Below are 19,621 nucleotides of genomic sequence, written 5' to 3' on the forward strand. Positions count from 1 at the left end.
TGTGCAAGGAGATCGTATGTCGCAACATCCTTCAGCCTCCACTACCGATGGCCGCCTCAACCTGGAGCAGCAGCGCAAACGCGCCAAGGAACTCTTGCCGCGCCTGAAAAGCCAGGACCCCGCCGCCACCTTGTCGCAGGCCCAATGGCAGATCGCCAAACAACTCGGCTTCAGCAGTTGGCCCAAGCTTAAAGCGCACGTCGACGCCATCGACTTCGCCGCCCGCCACCCCGATTTCGCCGCCAGCGACGAAGCGCGCACCTGCCACTGGCGCTGTGGCAACGACATTGCCCACAGCCTTAAGTTGGCGGGTTCAAGGGGCAGTTTCAGATGCTCAGCGACCCACTGTGCATGGGCCCGGTTCGCGCCCTGCCCCGCGAGGAATTCCGCGCAGTGCGCAGCTCATTTATCAGCCAGGCCTTTGCCATCGACCACAGCGAGGTAGCGCATCGCGTTGACGATGAATACAACCGGCTGCAAACCCTCGCCAGCGCCGCTCACAGCGTGCTGTGGTGCGAAGCGGATGCTTATGACCAGTTATTCCTGATCCGCGCGTTGGCAGGTCTTGAACATGCACCGAACACGCTTGAGCTGATCGAGGTCGATCATGTTCCGGGTGTTGAACGTTTTATCGGCATCGGCCAATTGGCGCCCGACGTGCTGGCGTGGTTATGGCCGCAGCGACGCGTTATCGATGACCAAGCGGTAAATCTGGCCAAACAAGCGTGGGCGGCCTACTGCGACAGTTCGCCGGTGAAGCTTTCGCAGTTGGCCCACGGCACACACACGGCGCTGCCGTTGATGGCGCGGGCTTTGCGCCGACAGTTACAGGAATTGCCGGGCAGCCAGGATGGATTGTCGCTGACCGAACGCTTGGCCCTGAGCTACATCGCCGAGGTGGGCGCGGTGCCGTTCGGCCGGGTCTTTGCGGAGTTGATAGGCAAGCGGGAGCCGCTGCCGTTCCTCGGGGACATGATGTTTCACGCGTTGCTGCGGCCGTTGATCGATGGCGAGCAGCCGTTGCTCAGCGAAGCCGACACCGCGCAACCCTGGCCTCGGCGCGGGTTGGCACTGACCGCTTTGGGGCACTCAGTGCTCAAGGGAGATGCGTATTGGCTCGACCACGCCAGCCACGAGCGCTGGGTCGGCGGGGTCTGCCTCAAACCCCGCCAGCCGCACTGGACGCTGACTGACGAGAACCTGCCGTTATGGCGTGATTGACGGCCCGGCATCCTGCGCCAGTCGCGGTTCATGCATCGGGCAGCCGTTGTGCTCGGCGCGAAACCCCGACGACATCTCGTAGGAAGGCTTGCGCACGCGCATCACACCCCCCAATGGGCGATGCGCGGCCAGCCCGTGCCACGGGCTGAACGCCATGCCATCGTCAATTTTCTGCACGTTTTCAGGGCTCCAGGCCGCCTGCGGTTCAAGCTCGATACGCGCCACGGTGACATACGGGCTGAGGTCTTCAGGCCATTGCACCGAGGCATCCTCAATCGGCATTTTGTCGAGGTCGGTGGCCAACTGCACGCGCACCTCCCAGGTGCCGCCGCTCTGCGCAAAGTAGGCTTCGACTGCGGCGCGCAGGCCGTTCGGGTTGTCGCCGAAGTCCACGTGCAAATCAGTCAGCGCGGTCAGGTTCGAAGACACCGGCACCACCGCCACTTTGGCGTAGTACGGGCCGTAGAGCATCGGCACCACACTGGAAAAACTTTCGCCGAGGATATGCGTTTGCGGGTGGCCGCCGAGGCTCTTCAGGGTGCCGCTTTCGCCGCCCAGCGATTCAATCGTCGCTTCCACACCACGCAGCACCGCCGACAGGGCTTTTTTCATGCCGGGAGCCTTGTCGGTGGTCTTCGCCAACAGCTTCAGGGTTTTCAAAAACGCCTTGGGCGTTGCGGCAGTAAAGGCCTTGGCGTTTTGCATGACGAAATCCTGAGTCACTTCACCGTCACTGCCAGGTAGCCGTGGACCGTCTACGCCGACGATTTTCACCGCCAGCCCACGGGGCGTGGAAACCTTGTCGTCGAGCACGTCGCCAGGGTTGGTCGAAAAGCGCATAAACACCGGCAGCTTCACTGGTTTGGCGAACGCGCCTTGCGCCAGGGCGGCGGGCAGGTTGTCCAGCACCGTGATGTGCCCACGCAACAGACCATGGGCTTTCGCGTGCACGCTGCGTGTGGCATGCCCACTGTCTTCAAAAGTGGTTTGCATGATGCCGCGAAGCGTTTCGGCCAACTCCTTGCTGGTCTGCGCTTCATCCTCAGGGATCTGTTCGAATGACGGCTCAAAGGGCAAAGGCTGAATGGCTGGGCTAACTGCAGGTAGGTCGTTCATCAGGTGTATCTCCGCTCGGCATGCTATTCACGACAGGCTATTTTTTTATCGGCAGGCATTGATCAGAAAACTCAGGGATCAGAAAACTCAGCCGCCGTGATGGATATGGCCGGGGCGAATAAACGGACGTTCAACAAATCCACAGGCCCGCCGGACGAGCGGTCAGCCTGCCGCCCGGAACCTGGCTCGAACCTTTTGCCCACCGCACTCGTCGTAGCGTTATCCCCCACCGATAACGCTTTCAGGTGCAGCCATGCTCATCTATCCAAAAAAACACTTTCAGCCCTACACCCACGCGGCTGGCGGCTGGGGTTCCGCACAATCAGTGATGAGAATTCTGTGGCGTGAACAGGCCTTCGGCAAAGCGGCCAAAGCGCTATTCAAACAGAACAAACCGGACGGTTTTGCCTGTGTCAGCTGCGCGTGGGCCAAGCCTGGCAAGCCGCACGCGCTGGAGTTTTGCGAGAACGGCGCCAAGGCCACGGCGTGGGAGTTGACCGCGCTGAAGACCTCGCCAGCGTTCTTTGCCGAGCACACGCTGACGCAACTGCGCGGCTGGTCTGACTATGCGCTGGAACAGCACGGGCGGCTGACCCATCCGCTGCAGTACGACGCGGCCAGTGACCGCTACCGCGAGACGTCGTGGGAAGAGGCTTACCGCGAAATCGGTGCGCAATTGCGCAGCCTGCCACCCGACAGTGTGGTGTTTTACGCGTCGGGGCGCGCGTCGCTGGAAACCTCGTTCATGTACCAACTGTTCGCGCGGGCCTACGGCACCAACAACCTGCCCGACAGTTCGAACATGTGCCACGAAAGCACGTCGGTGGGGTTGCAGGAAAGCATCGGCATACCGGTCGGCACGGTGACGCTGGAGGATTTTGAACACACCGACTGCCTGTTTTTCTTCGGCCAGAACGTCGGCAGCAACGCCCCGCGCATGCTGCACCCGCTGCAAGAGGCGCGTAAACGTGATGTACCGATCATCACCTTCAACCCGCTGCGCGAGCGTGGGCTGGAACGCTTCGTCAACCCGCAATCGCCGGTCGAAATGCTCACCCCGCAATCAACCGTGATCAGCACCCAGTATCACCAGGTCGCTATCGGCGGCGACAGCGCCGCCCTGCTCGGCATGGCCAAGGTGCTGCTGGAGATGGACGACCAGGCGCAACGCGAGGGGCGCGCCGCAGTGCTTGATCATGCGTTTATTGCGCAACATACCGAAGGTTTTGAGCCGTTCGCGGCGCTGGCGCGCGCCTGCGAGTGGCCGCGCATCGAGCGCCAATCCGGACTCAGCCGCAGTGCCCTCGAAGCGGCGGCGCAGGTGTATGCGCGCAGCCACCGGGTGATGATGGTCTATGGCATGGGCCTGACCCAACATCGGCATGGCGTGCAGAACGTGCAGATGCTGGTGAACCTGTTGTTGATGCGCGGCAATTTCGGCAAGCCCGGCGCGGGCATCTGCCCGGTGCGCGGCCATTCGAATGTGCAGGGCCAGCGCACCGTCGGGATCACCGAAGACCCGAAAAAAGTCCCGGTGCAATTGATCGAGCAGCACTTCGGTTTCAAGGTCCCGGAGCAAACGGGGCTGTGCACGGTAGACGCCTGCGAAGGCATTTTGGCGGGGCGGGTGCAAGGTTTCATCGGCTTGGGCGGCAACTTCCTGCGGGCGATTCCCGACACTTCGCGCATGGAACCGGCCTGGCAGGCGCTGCAACTTAACGTGCAGATCGCGACCAAACTCAATCGCACGCACTTGCTGGCGACCCAAAACCAATGGCTGTTGCCATGCCTTGGGCACATCGAGATCGACCGTCAGAACGGCGTCGAACAAACCTGGGCCACCGAAGACAGCACCGGTTGCATCCACGGTTGGCACGGCAGTGCGGAACCGGCCAGCCCGCACTTGCGCGCAGAAACCAGCATTGTCGCCGGCTTGGCTCAAGCCACGCTCGGCGCGGGCTGCACGATTGACTGGCAAGGCTGGAGCGAGGACTACTCGCGGGTACGCACGGCCATCGCGACGATTTACCCGAAGATCTTCCACGACATGGAAACGCGCATGGCCGAGCCCGGAGGTTTCCACCGCCCGATTGCCGTGGCCCAGCGCGAATGGCTGACCGACAGCGGCAAGGCGCAGTTTGTGCTGCCAAGCACGCTGAATGAAGACGATGACGTGAATGTCGAGGCGAAAGCAAAAACAGCGCCGCGCGACGTGCTGCAACTGATGACGCTGCGCAGCAACGACCAATTCAACACCACGATTTATGGCTACGAGGACCGTTTTCGCGGCATCAGCGGCACCCGCGAAGTGATCTTCATGCACTGCAATGACATCGCGCGGCTGGGTTTTGCGAACGGCCAAGGGGTGATGCTGACCACCGCGATAGAGCCTGCGGTGAAGCGTCAGGTCGGGCCACTGGAAATTGTCGCTTACGACATTCCCGAAGGCTGCGCGGCGGCGTATTACCCTGAATGCAACCCGCTGGTGCCGCTGTGGCACCACGCCGAGCGCAGCAAGGTGCCGGCGGCCAAGTCGGTGCCGGTACGCCTCAGCCTGCCGGTTTGATCAGCGTTTGGGCGACAAGCCGACCGCGCAGGCCACCACCGCCGGGTCGCCGTGGTAGTTCGCACGCGGCGTCGCCGAACGTGGCTGAACGCGTGTGTCGACAGCGCGCAAGGTCGGCCGCTCGACCACCGGTGCACTGTGCGTCGGGTCGACGATTTCCATGCAACGGCGCAGCGAATTGAGGTCCGGCGATTGCGCCAACGACAGGTGCAAGGTTTGGCTGACCAACACCGACGCCCGTGAACGCTGCGCACAGCGCCCGTCATAGATCAGCGTGTGGCGAATCAACGGGTTGTCATGGCAAAACTTCAACAGGTTGACCTGCCGCGCGGGCACCAGCGCGGTGTTGATGATCAACAGGTCGAACGCCACGCTTCCCGCCTTCGTCAACGCCTGCAATTGGTCGAACGCACTCAACGGGGCGATCCGGTAATAGCCCAGCTGGTTGAGCATTTTTTCGATGTTGACCCGCTGCAGCAGGTCTGCATCGGCAATCAGAAGGCGTAACGCTTTATTGGACATAGGGTAAACCTGACAGTTGGCAGCCACGTCGATCAATCAACGCCGAGCACGTTACCGTCAGCGCCGAAGCCTGCCTTTAAGGCAATTCTGAAACGCTGCCCCGGCACCCCGGCTGATTTTTAAGAATCGCCTGAAAGCCCTCGCGCATCCCGCGCCCTACCATGGCCTGCGTCCCCACACGCTCCCATGGAGTTTTGCTGTGCACCTGTTTCTACTCAGAATGCTGTTACTCACCAGCGCGATATTGGCCCTTACGCCGCCCGCCAGCGCGGCGCTGAAGATCGAAGGCACGCGCCTGATCTACTTCGGCGAGGACAAGGCAGCCAGCATCAACGTGGTCAACCAGGCCTCACGCGAGGTGGTGGTGCAAACCTGGATCACCGGCGAGGAACCGGCCACCGACCGCAATGTACCGTTTGCCGCCACCGAGCCGCTGGTGCAGTTGGCCGCCGGGGAGCATCACGCATTGCGCATCCTGTATGCCGGTGAAGGCTTGCCCAGCGATCGCGAATCGCTGTTCTGGCTGAACATCATGGAGATACCGCTCAAGCCCGAAGACCCCAACAGCGTGCAGTTTGCGATACGCCAACGGCTCAAGCTGTTCTATCGGCCGCCCGCGCTCAAGGGCGGCTCGGCCGAGGCGGTGCAGCAATTGCAGTGGCGCAGCGACGCCGGGCGCAGTGTCACGGTCAGCAACCCCAGCGCGTTCCACGTATCGCTGGTGAACTTGCAAACTGACAACGTGGCGCTCAGCGATTACCTGCTGCTCAAACCCTACGAGCACAAAACCCTGAGCGCGCCGAACCCGTTGCCAACCGGCACCACCCTTCACTTCACCGAAATCAACGATATTGGCTTGCAGGCCCGCCGCAGCGCGGTACTCAAGTAATCAATCGCGGGGTACTTGCACCTATGTCACTCACCCAACGTTTTTTGCCGATGCTGCTGTGGGCCTGCGCCGTCTTGCCGGCCACCAGCCATGCGCTGGCCTGCCGTGAAGACGGCACCGATTCGATCATCACCCAAGAGGCGCTGGGCACCGCGTTGGCGGTCGCCGCCGATGCGCCCAACGGCAGCATCATCTGGGAATCCGGCCCACGTTCGACCAATGTGATCTGCCGGGACGACTACAACTACGGCAACGAGCTGGTGTATTTCTACGTCAACCCGGCCAACGTCAGCATCGGCAAGGGCATTCGCGTGGGTATCCGTTACAACAACCAGCCGATTACGCAAAGCACCGGTAAAGTCAGTACCGGGTTCTATTCGCACCGTGGCTGCACCGCCAACTGCACGGGCTGGCAGTACGCACGCTTCACCCTTAACTTCAGCGTATTCATCGAGAAGTACGACCCTACCCCGCCCAGCGGCCAAGCCAGTACATTGAACGCGTACCGCGTGTTCCAGCTCGACGGCGTGCTTGGGCTCAACGCACGGCCCAACAGCAACTTCAACTACGTGGTCACCGGCATGAACGGCATTCGCTTCGTGCCGTGCACGCCCGAGTTGACCATCAGCCCCAGCACGGTCAGCTTTCCCACGCCGTCGCGCAAAGCCTCGATCGGTGAAGTGGCCAGCAGCGCAAACTTCAGTTTGGGCCTGAACAAAGGCTGCGACACGCCTTACACCGTCAGCGCGCGCTTCGCCACCACGCCGGGCGGCGGCAGCGTAAGCAATGGTTTGTTGGTGCCGGATAACAACAGCTCGGTGGGCATCTCGTTGTCGCGCGTCGAGAGCCAACAGCAACTCCCCTTCAACACCTGGTTCACGTTGCAGGAGTTGATGGGACGGGGCACAAGCCAGGATGAATTTCGCGCCGACGTGAAATGGCGCACCTTGCCGCTACCCGGCGCGTTCGACGCCGCCGTGGTGGTGGACATGTATTACAAATAGCCGGCCTTTTAAGGATCGTCTTATGCCACGCGCATTGGCCGACACTTAAAGTGCGCCAATGCGATTGAAAAGTTATCTGCTGCAGATCAACCCTGTCCTCTCCCGACCCGAAGCCGCCAGAAGGCTGCTGCGTATTTTTGCGACCGTGCTGCTCATCGGCATCCTCAGTGGGGTTTACACTTTCCTGCTGTCGACCTTCAACAACGACATTTCCCAACGTCGTGGCTACATGAGCAGCGCGATCGCCGAAGCGCATACGTTTTTCACCAACCGCGAGGCGCTGCTCGAAAGCCTCAGCCTCTCCGCGGTGCCCAAGCAATCCACGATTTACCCGCCCTCCCCCGAAGAACTGCACGTGCAGTTGGGCGATACGCCCGGCAGCCAGTGGAGCATCTGGCTGACCACGCGCATGCGCGACTACCTCAAGAACAAGCAGCTCAACCTGCTCTATGTGAACGCCGACCCCACGCCACAGGTGACGCGCCTGTACAACGCGACGGCGCAAGTGCTGCCGATTTCCAAGTGCATGCTCAACCGTCTCAAGGCCTTGCAACACAGCGACCCGAACACGCTGAACGAGGTGTGGCTGAGCGACACGACCGAGCAACACTCGCACCTGTACATTTTCATCCGTCTTGATGAGCGCGACCACGACTCCGGCTGGCTGGGCCTGGAAATGCAAAGCCGCGAGGTGTCACAAACCCTCGGCGACCACAGCGCCGGCGAGTTCATGATGCTTAACTCGCAGGGCGCGCTGGTGTTCACCAACAGCGACGACGCACAGTTGAAGCAGCAACGCCTCAAGCCCAGGGAAGAGAACTTTTTCGGCTTTGTCGGTAACGGCTTGCTGCCCGACCACTTGGTGATTCGCAAGCACCTTAAATCCTCGGACTGGCAACTGATGTATTCCATCGACCTGCGCGCGGTGGTCAACGGGTTGTGGAAGCAACTGCTCGGTTCGCTGTTGTTCTGCTTGTTCAGCCTCGCGCTGATCTGGCTGGTGATGCGCCGCGTCGACCAACGTTTTATCGTGCCCTCGATCCATCGCATCCAGGCGTTGATCGAAAGCGAAGCGTTCGGCCGCGACGTGATCCAAACCGCGCCAGTCGCCCTGTGTGTACTGCGCCGCACCGACGGCCAAGTGGTGCTGGAAAACACCCTGGCCCAGCAGTGGCTGGGCAACGGCCCGGAGCGCGAGGCGTTGCGCGCGGGCTGGATAGAGCAAGCCTTCGCCGGTGAGCCGCATGAACGCAGCGACTACTTTGAAACGATTGACGGCCGCCACCTCTACTTGAGCAGCGCACCGACCCGCTACAAAGGCGAGGACGTGCTGTTTTGCGCGTTCAGCGACATCAGCGCGCGTAAACAGGTAGAAGCGGCGCTGGAGGAAGCGCGGCACTCGGCGGACGCGGCCAACGCCGCCAAAACCTTGTTCCTCGCGACCATGAGCCATGAAATTCGTACGCCACTGTACGGCGTGCTCGGCACCCTGGAGTTGCTCGCGCGCACGCAACTGGACACGCAGCAAAAAGACTACCTGCACGCCATCGAAGGCTCGTCATCGACCTTGCTGCAACTGATCTGCGACGTGTTGGATGTGTCGAAAATCGAAGCCGGGCAACTGGCGCTGGAATTGAGCGAGTTCTCACCGCTGGACCTGGTTCACGAAGTCGTCCAGGGCTATGCCGCCGCCGCGCAGGGCAAGGGCTTGCAACTGTATGCCTGCTTCGACCCCAAGCTGCCGGAACGGTTGATTGGCGACGTGACGCGCATCCGCCAGATTCTGAATAACCTGCTCAACAACGCGGTCAAGTTCACCGACTACGGGCGCGTGGTGCTGCGGGTCAAAGTACTCGGCCGCGACGGTGAGCGCTCCAGCCTGCTATGGCAAGTCTCGGACACCGGCAAAGGCATCGCGCAGGAAGACCAGCCGATGATTTTCGAGCCGTTTTACCAGAGCGAAGGCAACACCAATGTGGTCGCCGGTACTGGCCTTGGCCTGCCGATCTGCCAGCGCCTCACAGAGTTGATGAATGGCAATATTCGTATGGTCAGCGAACTCGGCCTGGGCAGTAGTTTCAGCCTGATTTTGCCGCTGGAAGAAGCGCCCACGCCGCCGCTGACTGCCTTGTTGGCCGAGACCATTTATGTGGTGTCACCGATCCCGGAATTGGCGCATTCGATCAGCGGCTGGTTGCGCCGCTGGGGCGCCAGGGCGCAGACCGGGCTGCCGACATTGCCGGACAGCCATCTGCTGCTGCAAGTGCACCCCGGCAGCGTCGACCCATTGCTGGTGCCCGAATGGCCAGGCCCGGTGATTCACATCAGCAGCCAGGCCTGCAACGGCATCGAGGTGCAAGACGCTGCGTGGCACGTCAACCTCAACCATCTCGGTGCGATTCATCAGGCGCTCAGCCAGGCGCAGGGGCTGTGGGTGGCCCGCGCCGATGAGCAAACGCGCCAGCGTGATCTGAACACACTGAACCTGCACTTGCTGGTGGCCGAAGACAACATCATCAATCAGTTGATATTGCGCGACCAACTCGAAGAACTCGGCTGCACCGTGGAGGTGGCGGCCGATGGTCAGGAAGCGTTGCAGTTGTATAACGCCGGCCATTTCGACGTGGTCCTGACGGACGTGAACATGCCCCACATCAACGGTTATGAACTGGCGCGCGAACTGCGCCGCCAAGGCTGCCCGCTGCCGATTATCGGGGCCACCGCCAACGCCATGCGCGGCGAGGCCGACCTGTGCCTGGCCGCGGGCATGAACCATTGCCTGGTCAAACCCTTTGCGTTGCGGGCTCTATTCAACTCCCTGGCGCCTTATGCACGGATCACCCATGAAGCCCCTTAGTATTTTGATTGTTGAGGACCATCCCCTGCAGCACATCTACCTGCAGCACCTGCTCAGTGAGTTGGGGGATTTCAGGCTCGAAACCGCCGAGGACGGCAAACAAGCGCTGGAGCGCCTGCGCCAGCGCGATTTCGACCTGGTGCTGACCGACCTGTTGATGCCGGGCATGGACGGCGTGCAGTTTATCCAGTGCCTGGCCAGCCTGCGCTGCAAGCCGGCGCTGGCGATCATGAGCGCGGCGTCACGGCGCATGCTGATGGCGGCCAGCCTGGTAGCGAAAAACCTGGATGTGGAGGTGATCGGGCTGATCTCCAAACCGGTCGCCGCCGACGCCTTGCGCAGCCTGGTGGACCAGCTCCGGCACAAAGTGCGCAACCCCTCCCCCGCATTGCCCGAACACCTCGACATCGACCGCCACACATTGGTGCAGGCCATGAGCAGCGGCCAATTCCAGGCCTGGTTCCAGCCGAAAAAATCCCTCGACAATGGGCGTATCGTCGCCGCCGAAGCACTGGTGCGCTGGATGCACCCCGAGCAAGGGGTGATGCTGCCCGGTGCGTTCCTGCCGGCGATCAAGGCGTTCGAACTGGAGGAGCGCTTGTTATGGCTGGTACTCAAACAGGCGATCCATGCGCAGGAGCGCTGGCGCCAGCGCGGCTATGAAATACCGGTGTCGATCAACCTGCCCACGCACCTGCTTAACAGCCACGATTTGGCCGACCGTTTGCTCGAATTCGTGCTGCACCACGACGGCATTCCGGGGCTGATCTGCTTTGAGTTGATGGAATGCTCGGTGCCGCAAGACATCAGCAACTTTTACGCCGGTGCCTGCCGCCTGCGCATCAAGGGTTTCGGCCTGTCGCAGGATGATTTCGGCAAGGGCTACAGCTCATACCTGAACCTTGTGTCGACGCCGTTTACCGAACTCAAGATCGACCAGGCGTTGGTCCAGGGCAGCCACGACAACGAAGGCATCGCCCAGGCGTTGGCGAGCATCATCGCGCTGGGCCGCAAACTCGGCCTCACCGTGGTCGCCGAGGGTGTCGAGACACCGCAGCAACTGGCCCTGCTGCGCAAGATCGACTGCAACCAGGTGCAAGGTTTTCTGATTTCCCACGCGGTGTCTTCGGATCAATTTCAACAGCTGTTGAACAATGATGGCCCTGCGACATCTCACTAGCAGCCGGCCTGGATTATTTGTCCTTTAATAAGGAGTAAGCTGCATCCAGTGCCGATTTATCCTGCGCCTGCGGAAGCCCCTGATGAAGCACAACAACGCGGTCCTCGAAGCCTTCACCCGCAGCTCATTGCGCCTCAACAAAGGCCTGATGGTGCTGATCGGCATCGCGTTGTTGCTGGTGCTCACCAATTACTGGTCACTGCAACGCAGCGTCGAAACCCGTTACGGCGCCACGCGCTTTCATTTTGCGCGCCTGATGGAAAACCTGGCGGAGCAGGAGTCGTATCTCAAAAGCCTGACGCACCCTGGCATCCAGGCCGAACTGACGCGCGCGACGCACGTGCAGGTCAGCCTTAAAAGCCGCATGATCGACAACCATCGCACCTTGTACGAAGGCCAGAAATACTCGTTTTCGGTGCCGTTCAACGTCAAATTCGATGAGCAGCAAATCGCCGCCGCCGACCGGCCGCCGATCTTTGCGCTGGGCGCCCACCTGACCAGCTACTACAGCGCGTTCTGGTCTTCGTCGCCGTATGAAGCGCCGCAAACGTTTTTAATCAACCGCCACACGCCCTACACCCTCACCATTCCGTCGGTGGGCTACCAACGCCGGGAAATCACCGAAGACACCGGCAACCTGATGGCGCTGGTCAATGCCGTGCAGCAGACCCTTGAGCAGACGCCGCAGCCGCTGGAACAAAATCGCGTGTATTGGCAAGCTGGCCCTGCGCCCGACCACCTGTTGGCGTATATCGGCCTGCCACTCGCCGGTGAGGGCCAGGCCGTGGTGGGCACCTTGCTTGATGTGGCCCAAGTGGACGACGTACAGCGCGCGCTGGAGCACTCCGCGTTTGACCGTTTTACCCTGATTGCACCCGACGGTAACCGAATGATCGGGCCGGCGGTCAGCGCACAGCTCAGCGATGGCGTGCATGTGAATGCCAGCGGCTTTGAATTCAAAATCACCCAAGCCGGTGACCAGCCCTGGAGCGCGATCTATGCGCTGAATTACTCACACTTCTTTCACTCGGCGTTGTGGCCGCTCAGCAGCTTGGCGCTGTTTTTTGTCAGCCTGATTAGCCTGGGCTGGGCCGGTAGCCGCTGGTATCGGCGCCAGGTGATTACCCCGGCGCGCCTGGCCCACGAACGGATTGCCGAAAGCGTGGCGTTCAGCCGCGTGATCATCGACACCGCGCCCACCGGTTTGTGTGTGGTGCGCCGCAGCGATGGCAAGGTGTTGATCGAAAACCAGCGCGCGCAGCAGTGGCCTGGCACGGCGCGGCTGGTCAGCGCCCTCGCCGCGGTGCACGACAGTGCCGAGAGCGGCGAAACCCATTTGGAAGTCGAAGGTCGGCACCTGCAAGTGGGCTTTGTATCGACCCGCTATCAGGCCGAGGACGTACGTTTATACGCGTTCAACGACATCACCCGGCACATCGACGACGCCTGCGCGCTGGAAGACGCGCGCCGCGCCGCCGACGCCGCCAACAAGGCCAAGACGCTGTTCCTGGCGACCATGAGCCATGAGATCCGCACCCCGCTGTATGGCGTACTCGGCACCCTGGAGTTGCTCGGCCTGACCGACTTGAATGCGCACCAGAAAACCTATTTGCAGACCATCCAGCGCTCATCCGCCACGCTGTTCCAGTTGATCAGCGATGTGCTCGACGTGTCGAAAATAGAGTCCGGTCAAATGGCGATTGAAGCCGTCGACTTCTGCCCGCTGGACATGCTCGAAGACACCCTGCACACCTACGCGGCCTCCGCCCAGCGCAAGGGTTTGCAGCTTTACAGCTGCATCGACGCGCAGTTGCCGGACTGCGTGATGGGCGATCAGATGCGTATTCGCCAGATCCTCAATAACCTGGTGAGCAATGCGATCAAGTTCACCGACATTGGGCGCGTGGTGATTCGCGCCAGGGTTACGGCGCGCGATGCCGATAACGTCGACTTCGAATGGCAGGTCACCGACTCTGGCGTGGGCATTCCCGAGGCGCAGCAGGCCAAGCTGTTCGACCTGTTTTACCAGGCGCCAGACACGGCCATTGAAGGCGGCGCGGGGCTGGGGCTGCCGATTTGCCGCTGGCTGGCGCAGATGATGGACGGCGAAATCAAGGTGGTCAGCGAACCGGGCCTGGGCAGCAGCTTCACCTTGAAAATGCGCCTGCCACTGTGCTGCGGCGCACTGAGCAACCCGCCGGTTATTGAACCCAGCCCGACACCGGTTTATGTGCAGGCGCCGGTACGCGAATTGGCCGAGTCACTGTGTGACTGGCTGAATCGCCTGGGCATAACGGCGGCGCTGGCCGCCCCCATGCCACAACAGGCCAGCCGCGATGCCGTGTTGGTCGACATGCTGCCCGGTGAGCCCGCCCAGCCTTGGCCCGGTCAACGCGTGCTGTGCGTGCCCGGCGCGCACAGCCCGCCGTTGCACTCGGCGCAAGGTTGGGTGGTGGATATGCACGACGTGCGTGCCATCGCCGCCACCGTTGCACTGGCCCAGCATGGCAAACATGAGCCGCCACCCGCGGCCCAGCCACAAAGCGCCGGGCAGTTGGGCCTGCGCATTCTGGTGGCTGAAGACAACCCGATCAATCAGGCGATCATCAAGGAACAACTCGAAGCGCTCGGCTGCGCGGTCACCTTGGCCGCCAATGGCGAGCAGGCGCTGCAACTGTGGCAACCCGACGCCTTCGACCTGGTGTTGACGGACGTGAACATGCCGCTGATGAATGGCTATGAACTGGCCAAAGCCCTCAGGGCACATGACCGGCTGTTGCCGATTATCGGCGTCACCGCCAACGCCATGCGCGAGGAAGGCGTGCGCTGCCTGGCGGTGGGCATGAACGCCTGGATCGTCAAACCCTTGAGCCTGCAAACCCTGCGCGCGCAGTTAATCAAACTGTGCAAAGTCAAGCCGCAGGAGCCACCCGCCGAGTCGTTTGACGACGGCGTGCAACTCTCGGAAAAAATGCGCCCGCTGTTCATCAGCAGCGTGCAGCAAGACATGCAGCGCATCGGCGCGGCATTGGCCCAACGCGACGCACACGGCCTTGGCCAATTGCTGCATTCGGTCGCCGGGGCGCTAGGCGCCGTGCAGGCGCTGAACCTGGCCCACGCCTGCATCGAACTTGAAAACGCCCTTAACCGTGGCAGCCTCGACACCCCGCTTGAGCTCAAGGTGAAGGCTGTAATGCAGCGCTTGTCGGCCGTCCTGGAGACGCTCAAGCACCCGCGCACTTGACTTACTTGAACTGGCATTACGGACGGCCCTTATGAAAAAATTCAACGTGGTTATCGCGGACGATCACCCGATCGTACTGCTCGGCGTACGCGAACTGGTGGAGCGCGACACGCGCTTTCAAGTGGTCGGCGAAGCCGTGTGTTCGGCGGGCCTGATCGAGCTGCTGGAGCATCAAGGCGCCGACATTGTGATCACCGATTACAACATGCCCGGCGACTCGCCCTACGGTGACGGCCTGAAGCTGGTGGAGTACCTGAAACGGCATTTTCCGCAGGTGCAGATACTGATTCTCACGATGATTTCCAATCATCTGATCCTCACGCGTCTGCAAGAATTGGGCGTGGTCGGCATCATCCAGAAAAGCCAGTTGCACACCGAGATTCAACTCGCGCTCAAGGCGATTGCCCAGCACAGCGCTTATCGCAGCCTGGAACCGCCGAAAACCTCGGTGATCGAGACACTTACCGCGCTCGACGAACGCGTTACTACGTTGTCACCCAAAGAGTTCGAAATACTCCGTTTGTTTATCTCGGGCATGAGCGTCAGCGATATTGCACGCCGTCAAAGCCGCAGTTCAAAGACCATCAGCGCACAAAAAATATCGGCCATGCGCAAACTTGAAGTGAGCAGCGACCAGGACCTCCTCGCCTATTGCCTGGCGCGTAACATTTTCAACTAAGCCCCCCTTGAAAGCCATTCCTGGCCGATGGCTTCGCCCTTTATTTGCTGGGCTTTTGCCTGCCCCGCCGTGCAACTAACCCGCCTGTTCCAACGCTTATAAGAATCGTCTTATTTGCTCGTAGCGCCGTGCGCCTTACTCTTTCCTCGCAGTTCAACAGCAGTATTTTTCAACTAACACTTACGGACCTCAACATGAAGAAGTTTTCCCTGGCTGTTATCGCCTCGGCCATTATCGCCGCCTCCGGCAGTGCATTTGCCGAGGGCGAAGCAGCACCAGCACCCACCCCGACTTTGGGCGGTAGCGGCAAAATTACTTTCACCGGCGTGATTAACAACGACGCTTGCTCGGTAGACGGCGCCAACGCCGACCGCACCATTTCGGTGGATATGGGCAACGTGTCGATCAAGGACATGGGCACGGCCGAAAACCCAACCGCCGGCCGTGTGACCGCCAAAGACTTCAACCTGAACGTCAACTGCAACCAGGGCACCAAAGTCGCGATGATTTTTGACGCCAACAATGGCGGTTCGGGCCTGGTCACCGGCAAAAACGTGCTGGCACTGACCCCGGGTTCGGCCACCGCGCAAAACGTCGGTATCGCCCTGCTCGACGACAAAGGCGCACTGATCAACCTCAGCTCGCCGACCACCGCACGCATCGAGAGCGCCATGCGTGGCCAGGGCAGCGAGGGCGGCGATGCCACCCTGAGCTTTGCGGCGGCCTATGTGACCACCGGCGCCGCCGGCACAGCCACCGCCGGTCGCGGTGATGCCACCCTGCCGTTCATCCTGCAGTACGAGTAACCCCGGCGCCCCGTGCACCGAACGCGCGAGGCCATACGGCCTCGCCATTCTTTTTTGACGACACTGGATAACCCTCATGCTGCCTCGTTCTATCGCCGCATGTCTGGGGCTGCTGGGCATGCTAATGGCTACCCAGGCCGCCGCCAGCATTTCACTGAATGCCACCCGTATCGTGTTCGAGGGCGACCACAAGGAAGCCAATATCACCGTGCGCAACGGCAACCAGGATGTATTGATTCAGTCCTGGGTCGACATGAACGATGCCGACGGTAGCCGTGCACCGTTTGCCGTCACCCCGCCATTGGCACGCGTGTTCACCAAGGAACAGCAACTGTTGCGCATCCTCTATGAAGGCAAGGGCATGCCCACCGACCGTGAATCGGTGGTGTGGCTGAATGTGCAGGAAATACCCAAGGCCAGTGAGGTCGAGAACACGTTGCAGTTGGCTATCCGCCAACGCATCAAGATTTTTTTCCGCCCTGCCGGTTTGGCCGGCAGCGCGCAACAAGCGCCCGGGCAACTTGAGTGGTCGCTGGTCAAACACGGTGCGCAGAGCGTCTTGCAGGTAAAAAACCCGACGCTGTACCACGTGTCCATGGCCGACATTAAGGTGCAGGCGCAACTGGCCAGCGACTCCACGATGATTGCGCCCGGCGAGGAAAAACGCTTCCCGCTCAGCGCAGCGCCAGCGAGTGGCCCGGTGCAGCTGTCGTTTTCCAGCATCAACGACTATGGCGCACAGAACCACTACAGCGCGGCCCTGCCCAGCGCCGCTGCGGTAGCTGTGCACGCAACTGAGTCACGCCGCAAACCCTAAGCGCTTAACCCCAAGCACTTTCGCTAACCCACAGGCTCACCGCGCGTGCGTATTGGCGCGCGCGGCTGTTGGCCAATCCGGGATGTCACAGGTCTTCGCATGTCTTTTCTTTCCAGCAACAGGCCCGCGCGTGGCGCACTGAAGTTGAAGGCACTGTCGTTCGCGATGGCCGCCAGCCTGCCTGTTTGGGCAACCGCCGATGAGGCAGCGGAAACCTTCAACACCACCTTCCTGCAAGGCTCGCAGTCACCCGTCGACTTGCAGCAATTGCTCTCGGCCAACAGCGTGTTGCCGGGTAATTACCGCGTCGATTTGTACAGCAACGAAGTGCTGGTCGGCCGACGCGACATCAACTTCAAGCGCAACCCGCACAACGCTCGGGTCGAAGCCTGCCTGAGCCTCGACCTGCTCAAGCAGTTGGGCATCGACATGGGCCGGTTACAGGCCCAGGGCAAAATCGACCCGCAGCAGCCACAAGAATGCTACGACCTGGCGCAACTGATTGAGGACGCTGGCGTGCGTTACGACAGCAGCCGCCTGCGCCTGATGGCGAGCATTCCACAAGTGGCCATGCAGCGCGGCCTGCGCGGGTATGTCGACCCGCAATTGTGGGACGCCGGTGTAAGCGCCGCGTTCATCAATTACCAGCTCAGCAGCAGCCGCAGCGCCGGCGACTATGACACGCGCATCGCCAACAATTTGGGCCTGCGCAACGGCATCAACCTCGGCGCCTGGCGCTTGCGCAACGAATCGAACCTGAGTGGCGGCACCGGGCGCCCGAACACCTACACCAGCAACCGCACCTATGCGCAGCATGACGTGACTGCGATCAAGGGGCAGTTCAGCGCCGGTGAGATTTTCTCGGACACCGACCTGTTCGACAGCGTGCGTTATCGCGGCCTGAAACTCGCCTCCGACGACGGCATGCGTGCCGACAGCGAGCGCGGTTATGCGCCGGTGATCCGGGGGGTGGCGCAAACCAACGCCACGGTAGAGATCCGCCAGAACGACTATATCCTCTACACCGCAAGCGTCGCGCCGGGGCCGTTCGAGATCAACGACATCTACCCCAGCGGCTCCAACGGCGACCTGCAGATTACCGTGATCGAAGCCGACGGCAGCCGCCGCGTCACCCAGCAGGCGTTTTCCAGCCTGCCGATCATGGTGCGTGAAGGCCAGGTCAAGTACAGCGTTTCGGCGGGCACGTTCAAAAGCAATGCCGACGGCCTCGCCAGCCCGCGTTTTCTCAGCGGTACGCTGGCGTACGGTTTGACCAGCAACCTCAGTGCGATTGTCGGCCTGCAAACCAGCGAGGACTACACCGCGCTGTCGATCGGCGCCGGCAAAAACACCGCGCTCGGCGCGTTCTCGCTGGACACAACCCACTCAACCAGCAAGGCGCAGGGGCAAACCACCCAAGGCAGCAGCGTGCGCGCGCTGTATGCGAAAACCTTCGCGGGCACCGACACCAACTTCACCCTGGCCGCCTACCGCTATTCCACCGAGGGCTACCGCACCCTCACCGACCACGTTGAAGACAGCAGCGAAGGCCTGCGCGTGCGCACCGGCCATTCGAAAACCCGCACCGACCTGACCATCAACCAGAGCATCGGGCGCAACCGTGAATTGGGCAGCCTGTACGTGAACGCCAGCGACCAGCGCTACTGGAACCGCGGCGGCTCGCAGAGTTTTTCCGCCGGCTACACCAGCAACTGGGGCGACCTTAGCTACAACCTCGGCGTAACGCGCACCCAGCAAATCGTCAGCCAAGGCCAGCCGAGCAGCGACACGCAGTTGAACCTGTCGATTTCCTTCCCGCTCGGCAGCCAGGCCCGCGCGCCACGCGCATTTGTCAGCACCAGCCGCCAACGCGGCGACACCACCACCCAAGCGGGCCTCAACGGCTACGTCGCCGACACCAGCGACACCTTTTATTCGGTGCAAGCCGGGCACAGCGACAGCAGCGGCGATTCCGGCTCGGTGAACCTCAACAGCCGCACGTCGGTGGCGGACGTCAGCCTCGGCTACAGCCAGGGCCAGGGCTACAACTCGCAGAACCTCAACCTCGCCGGTTCGGTGGTGGCGCACGCGGGCGGCATCAACCTGGGGCAGACCGTCAGTGAGACCTTCGCACTGGCCGAGGTGCCGGGTGTTTCCGGGGCGAAAATCAGCAGCTACAGCGGGGTCGAGACCGGCTATAACGGCTATGCGGTGATTCCGAATGCGCAGCCGTATCGGGTGAACTGGATCAGCCTGGACACCCGCGACTTGGGCGGCGATGTGGAAATCACCAACGCCACGCAGCAACTGGTGCCGCGCCGCGGGGCTGTGGTGGTGGCGCATTACAGCGGCACCAGCGGGCGGCGGGTGCTGTTTGAGTTGTTGGATGCGCAGCGCAAGCCGCTGTCGTTCGGGGCTTCGCTGGAGGACGAAGCAGGCAAGCAGTTGGCAATTGCTGATCCCAATGGGAATGCGCTGGCGTTGGTGGAGCAGGATCAAGGGCGCTTGGTGATCAAGTGGGGCGAGCACCGTTGCAACGCATCGTATGCGCTGGGGCCGCAAAATAAGGCGTTGAATTATGAAAAGCAGGTGCTGGTGTGTGAGCCTTGACCCAATCTCCCAAGCCTAACTCGGTCAAACTGTGGGAGGGGGCTTGCTCCCGATAGCGGTGTGTCAGTCAACTCATGTATCAACTGTAAAACTGCTATCGGGAGCAAGCC

12 protein-coding genes and 1 pseudogene are annotated in these 19,621 nt (G+C 61.4%); 11 read left to right on the forward strand and 2 right to left on the reverse strand.

The features are described from left to right. Positions 1-16: 16 nt before the first annotated feature. A pseudogene (locus ACOZK9_RS03050) lies at positions 17-1,221 on the forward strand (DUF1835 domain-containing protein). Here the strand turns inward: ACOZK9_RS03050 and ACOZK9_RS03055 are convergent. Continuing rightward, positions 1,207-2,337 (reverse strand): catalase family protein, encoded by a 1,131-nt coding sequence (locus ACOZK9_RS03055; protein ID WP_058412826.1) that lies wholly within the window; start codon positions 2,335-2,337, stop codon positions 1,207-1,209. The pseudogene ACOZK9_RS03050 and the gene ACOZK9_RS03055 overlap by 15 nt on opposite strands. Positions 2,338-2,590: 253 nt before the next feature. On the opposite strand from ACOZK9_RS03055, the gene ACOZK9_RS03060 reads away from it, so the two are divergent. Then, a complete protein-coding gene (locus ACOZK9_RS03060) occupies positions 2,591-4,903 on the forward strand; it encodes an FdhF/YdeP family oxidoreductase (protein WP_421555252.1) in 2,313 nt (770 codons plus the stop codon). Here ACOZK9_RS03060 and ACOZK9_RS03065 read toward each other — a convergent pair whose 3' ends face one another. Next, positions 4,904-5,425, reverse strand: coding sequence for a chemotaxis protein CheY (locus ACOZK9_RS03065; protein ID WP_152749471.1), 522 nt, complete (start codon positions 5,423-5,425; stop codon positions 4,904-4,906). A gap of 199 nt (positions 5,426-5,624) precedes the next feature. Between ACOZK9_RS03065 and ACOZK9_RS03070 the strand changes: the two genes are divergently transcribed. From ACOZK9_RS03070 to ACOZK9_RS03110, 9 genes are all read left to right on the forward strand, one after another. Beyond that, positions 5,625-6,314 (forward strand): fimbrial biogenesis chaperone, encoded by a 690-nt coding sequence (locus tag ACOZK9_RS03070; protein ID WP_421555253.1) that lies wholly within the window; start codon positions 5,625-5,627, stop codon positions 6,312-6,314. Between the two features lie 23 nt (positions 6,315-6,337). Continuing rightward, positions 6,338-7,318, forward strand: a complete 981-nt coding sequence (locus ACOZK9_RS03075) for a fimbrial protein (protein WP_058412830.1) — start codon at positions 6,338-6,340, stop codon at positions 7,316-7,318. Positions 7,319-7,376: 58 nt separating this feature from the next. Then, positions 7,377-10,175: an ATP-binding protein gene (locus tag ACOZK9_RS03080; RefSeq protein ID WP_421555254.1), complete on the forward strand. Its 2,799-nt coding sequence runs from the start codon at positions 7,377-7,379 to the stop codon at positions 10,173-10,175. Continuing rightward, a complete protein-coding gene (pvrR, locus tag ACOZK9_RS03085) occupies positions 10,162-11,355 on the forward strand; it encodes a response regulator cyclic di-GMP phosphodiesterase PvrR (protein WP_058412832.1) in 1,194 nt (397 codons plus the stop codon). Before ACOZK9_RS03080 ends, pvrR begins: the two co-directional genes overlap by 14 nt. An 82-nt stretch (positions 11,356-11,437) precedes the next feature. Next, complete coding sequence (locus ACOZK9_RS03090; protein WP_421555255.1) at positions 11,438-14,599, forward strand: hybrid sensor histidine kinase/response regulator; 3,162 nt, start codon at positions 11,438-11,440, stop codon at positions 14,597-14,599. Positions 14,600-14,630: 31 nt separating this feature from the next. Next, positions 14,631-15,278: a response regulator gene (locus tag ACOZK9_RS03095; RefSeq protein WP_122250344.1), complete on the forward strand. Its 648-nt coding sequence runs from the start codon at positions 14,631-14,633 to the stop codon at positions 15,276-15,278. A 194-nt stretch (positions 15,279-15,472) separates the two neighbouring features. After that, complete coding sequence (locus ACOZK9_RS03100) at positions 15,473-16,084, forward strand: fimbrial protein (protein ID WP_058412835.1); 612 nt, start codon at positions 15,473-15,475, stop codon at positions 16,082-16,084. Positions 16,085-16,160: 76 nt separating this feature from the next. After that, the gene (locus ACOZK9_RS03105) at positions 16,161-16,901 is read left to right on the forward strand and encodes a fimbrial biogenesis chaperone (protein WP_421555256.1); all 741 of its coding nucleotides are present in this window, start codon (positions 16,161-16,163) and stop codon (positions 16,899-16,901) included. A 99-nt stretch (positions 16,902-17,000) separates the two neighbouring features. Next, on the forward strand, positions 17,001-19,511 hold the full coding sequence (locus tag ACOZK9_RS03110; RefSeq protein ID WP_421555257.1) for a fimbria/pilus outer membrane usher protein: 2,511 nt from the start codon (positions 17,001-17,003) through the stop codon (positions 19,509-19,511). Positions 19,512-19,621 lie beyond the last annotated feature (110 nt).

It is taken from the genome of Pseudomonas kitaguniensis (genome assembly GCF_049199985.1).
GTDB lineage: Bacteria > Pseudomonadota > Gammaproteobacteria > Pseudomonadales > Pseudomonadaceae > Aquipseudomonas > Aquipseudomonas kitaguniensis.

Coding starts and splice junctions, on each gene's coding strand:
- ACOZK9_RS03075 (WP_058412830.1), top strand. CDS start 6,338: ATGTCACTCACCCAACGTTTTTTGCCGATGCTGCTGTGGGCCTGCGCC.
- ACOZK9_RS03110 (WP_421555257.1), top strand. CDS start 17,001: ATGTCTTTTCTTTCCAGCAACAGGCCCGCGCGTGGCGCACTGAAGTTG.
- ACOZK9_RS03060 (WP_421555252.1), top strand. CDS start 2,591: ATGCTCATCTATCCAAAAAAACACTTTCAGCCCTACACCCACGCGGCT.
- ACOZK9_RS03080 (WP_421555254.1), top strand. CDS start 7,377: ATGCGATTGAAAAGTTATCTGCTGCAGATCAACCCTGTCCTCTCCCGA.
- ACOZK9_RS03065 (WP_152749471.1), bottom strand. CDS start 5,425: ATGTCCAATAAAGCGTTACGCCTTCTGATTGCCGATGCAGACCTGCTG.
- ACOZK9_RS03100 (WP_058412835.1), top strand. CDS start 15,473: ATGAAGAAGTTTTCCCTGGCTGTTATCGCCTCGGCCATTATCGCCGCC.
- pvrR (WP_058412832.1), top strand. CDS start 10,162: ATGAAGCCCCTTAGTATTTTGATTGTTGAGGACCATCCCCTGCAGCAC.
- ACOZK9_RS03105 (WP_421555256.1), top strand. CDS start 16,161: ATGCTGCCTCGTTCTATCGCCGCATGTCTGGGGCTGCTGGGCATGCTA.
- ACOZK9_RS03090 (WP_421555255.1), top strand. CDS start 11,438: ATGAAGCACAACAACGCGGTCCTCGAAGCCTTCACCCGCAGCTCATTG.
- ACOZK9_RS03055 (WP_058412826.1), bottom strand. CDS start 2,337: ATGAACGACCTACCTGCAGTTAGCCCAGCCATTCAGCCTTTGCCCTTT.
- ACOZK9_RS03095 (WP_122250344.1), top strand. CDS start 14,631: ATGAAAAAATTCAACGTGGTTATCGCGGACGATCACCCGATCGTACTG.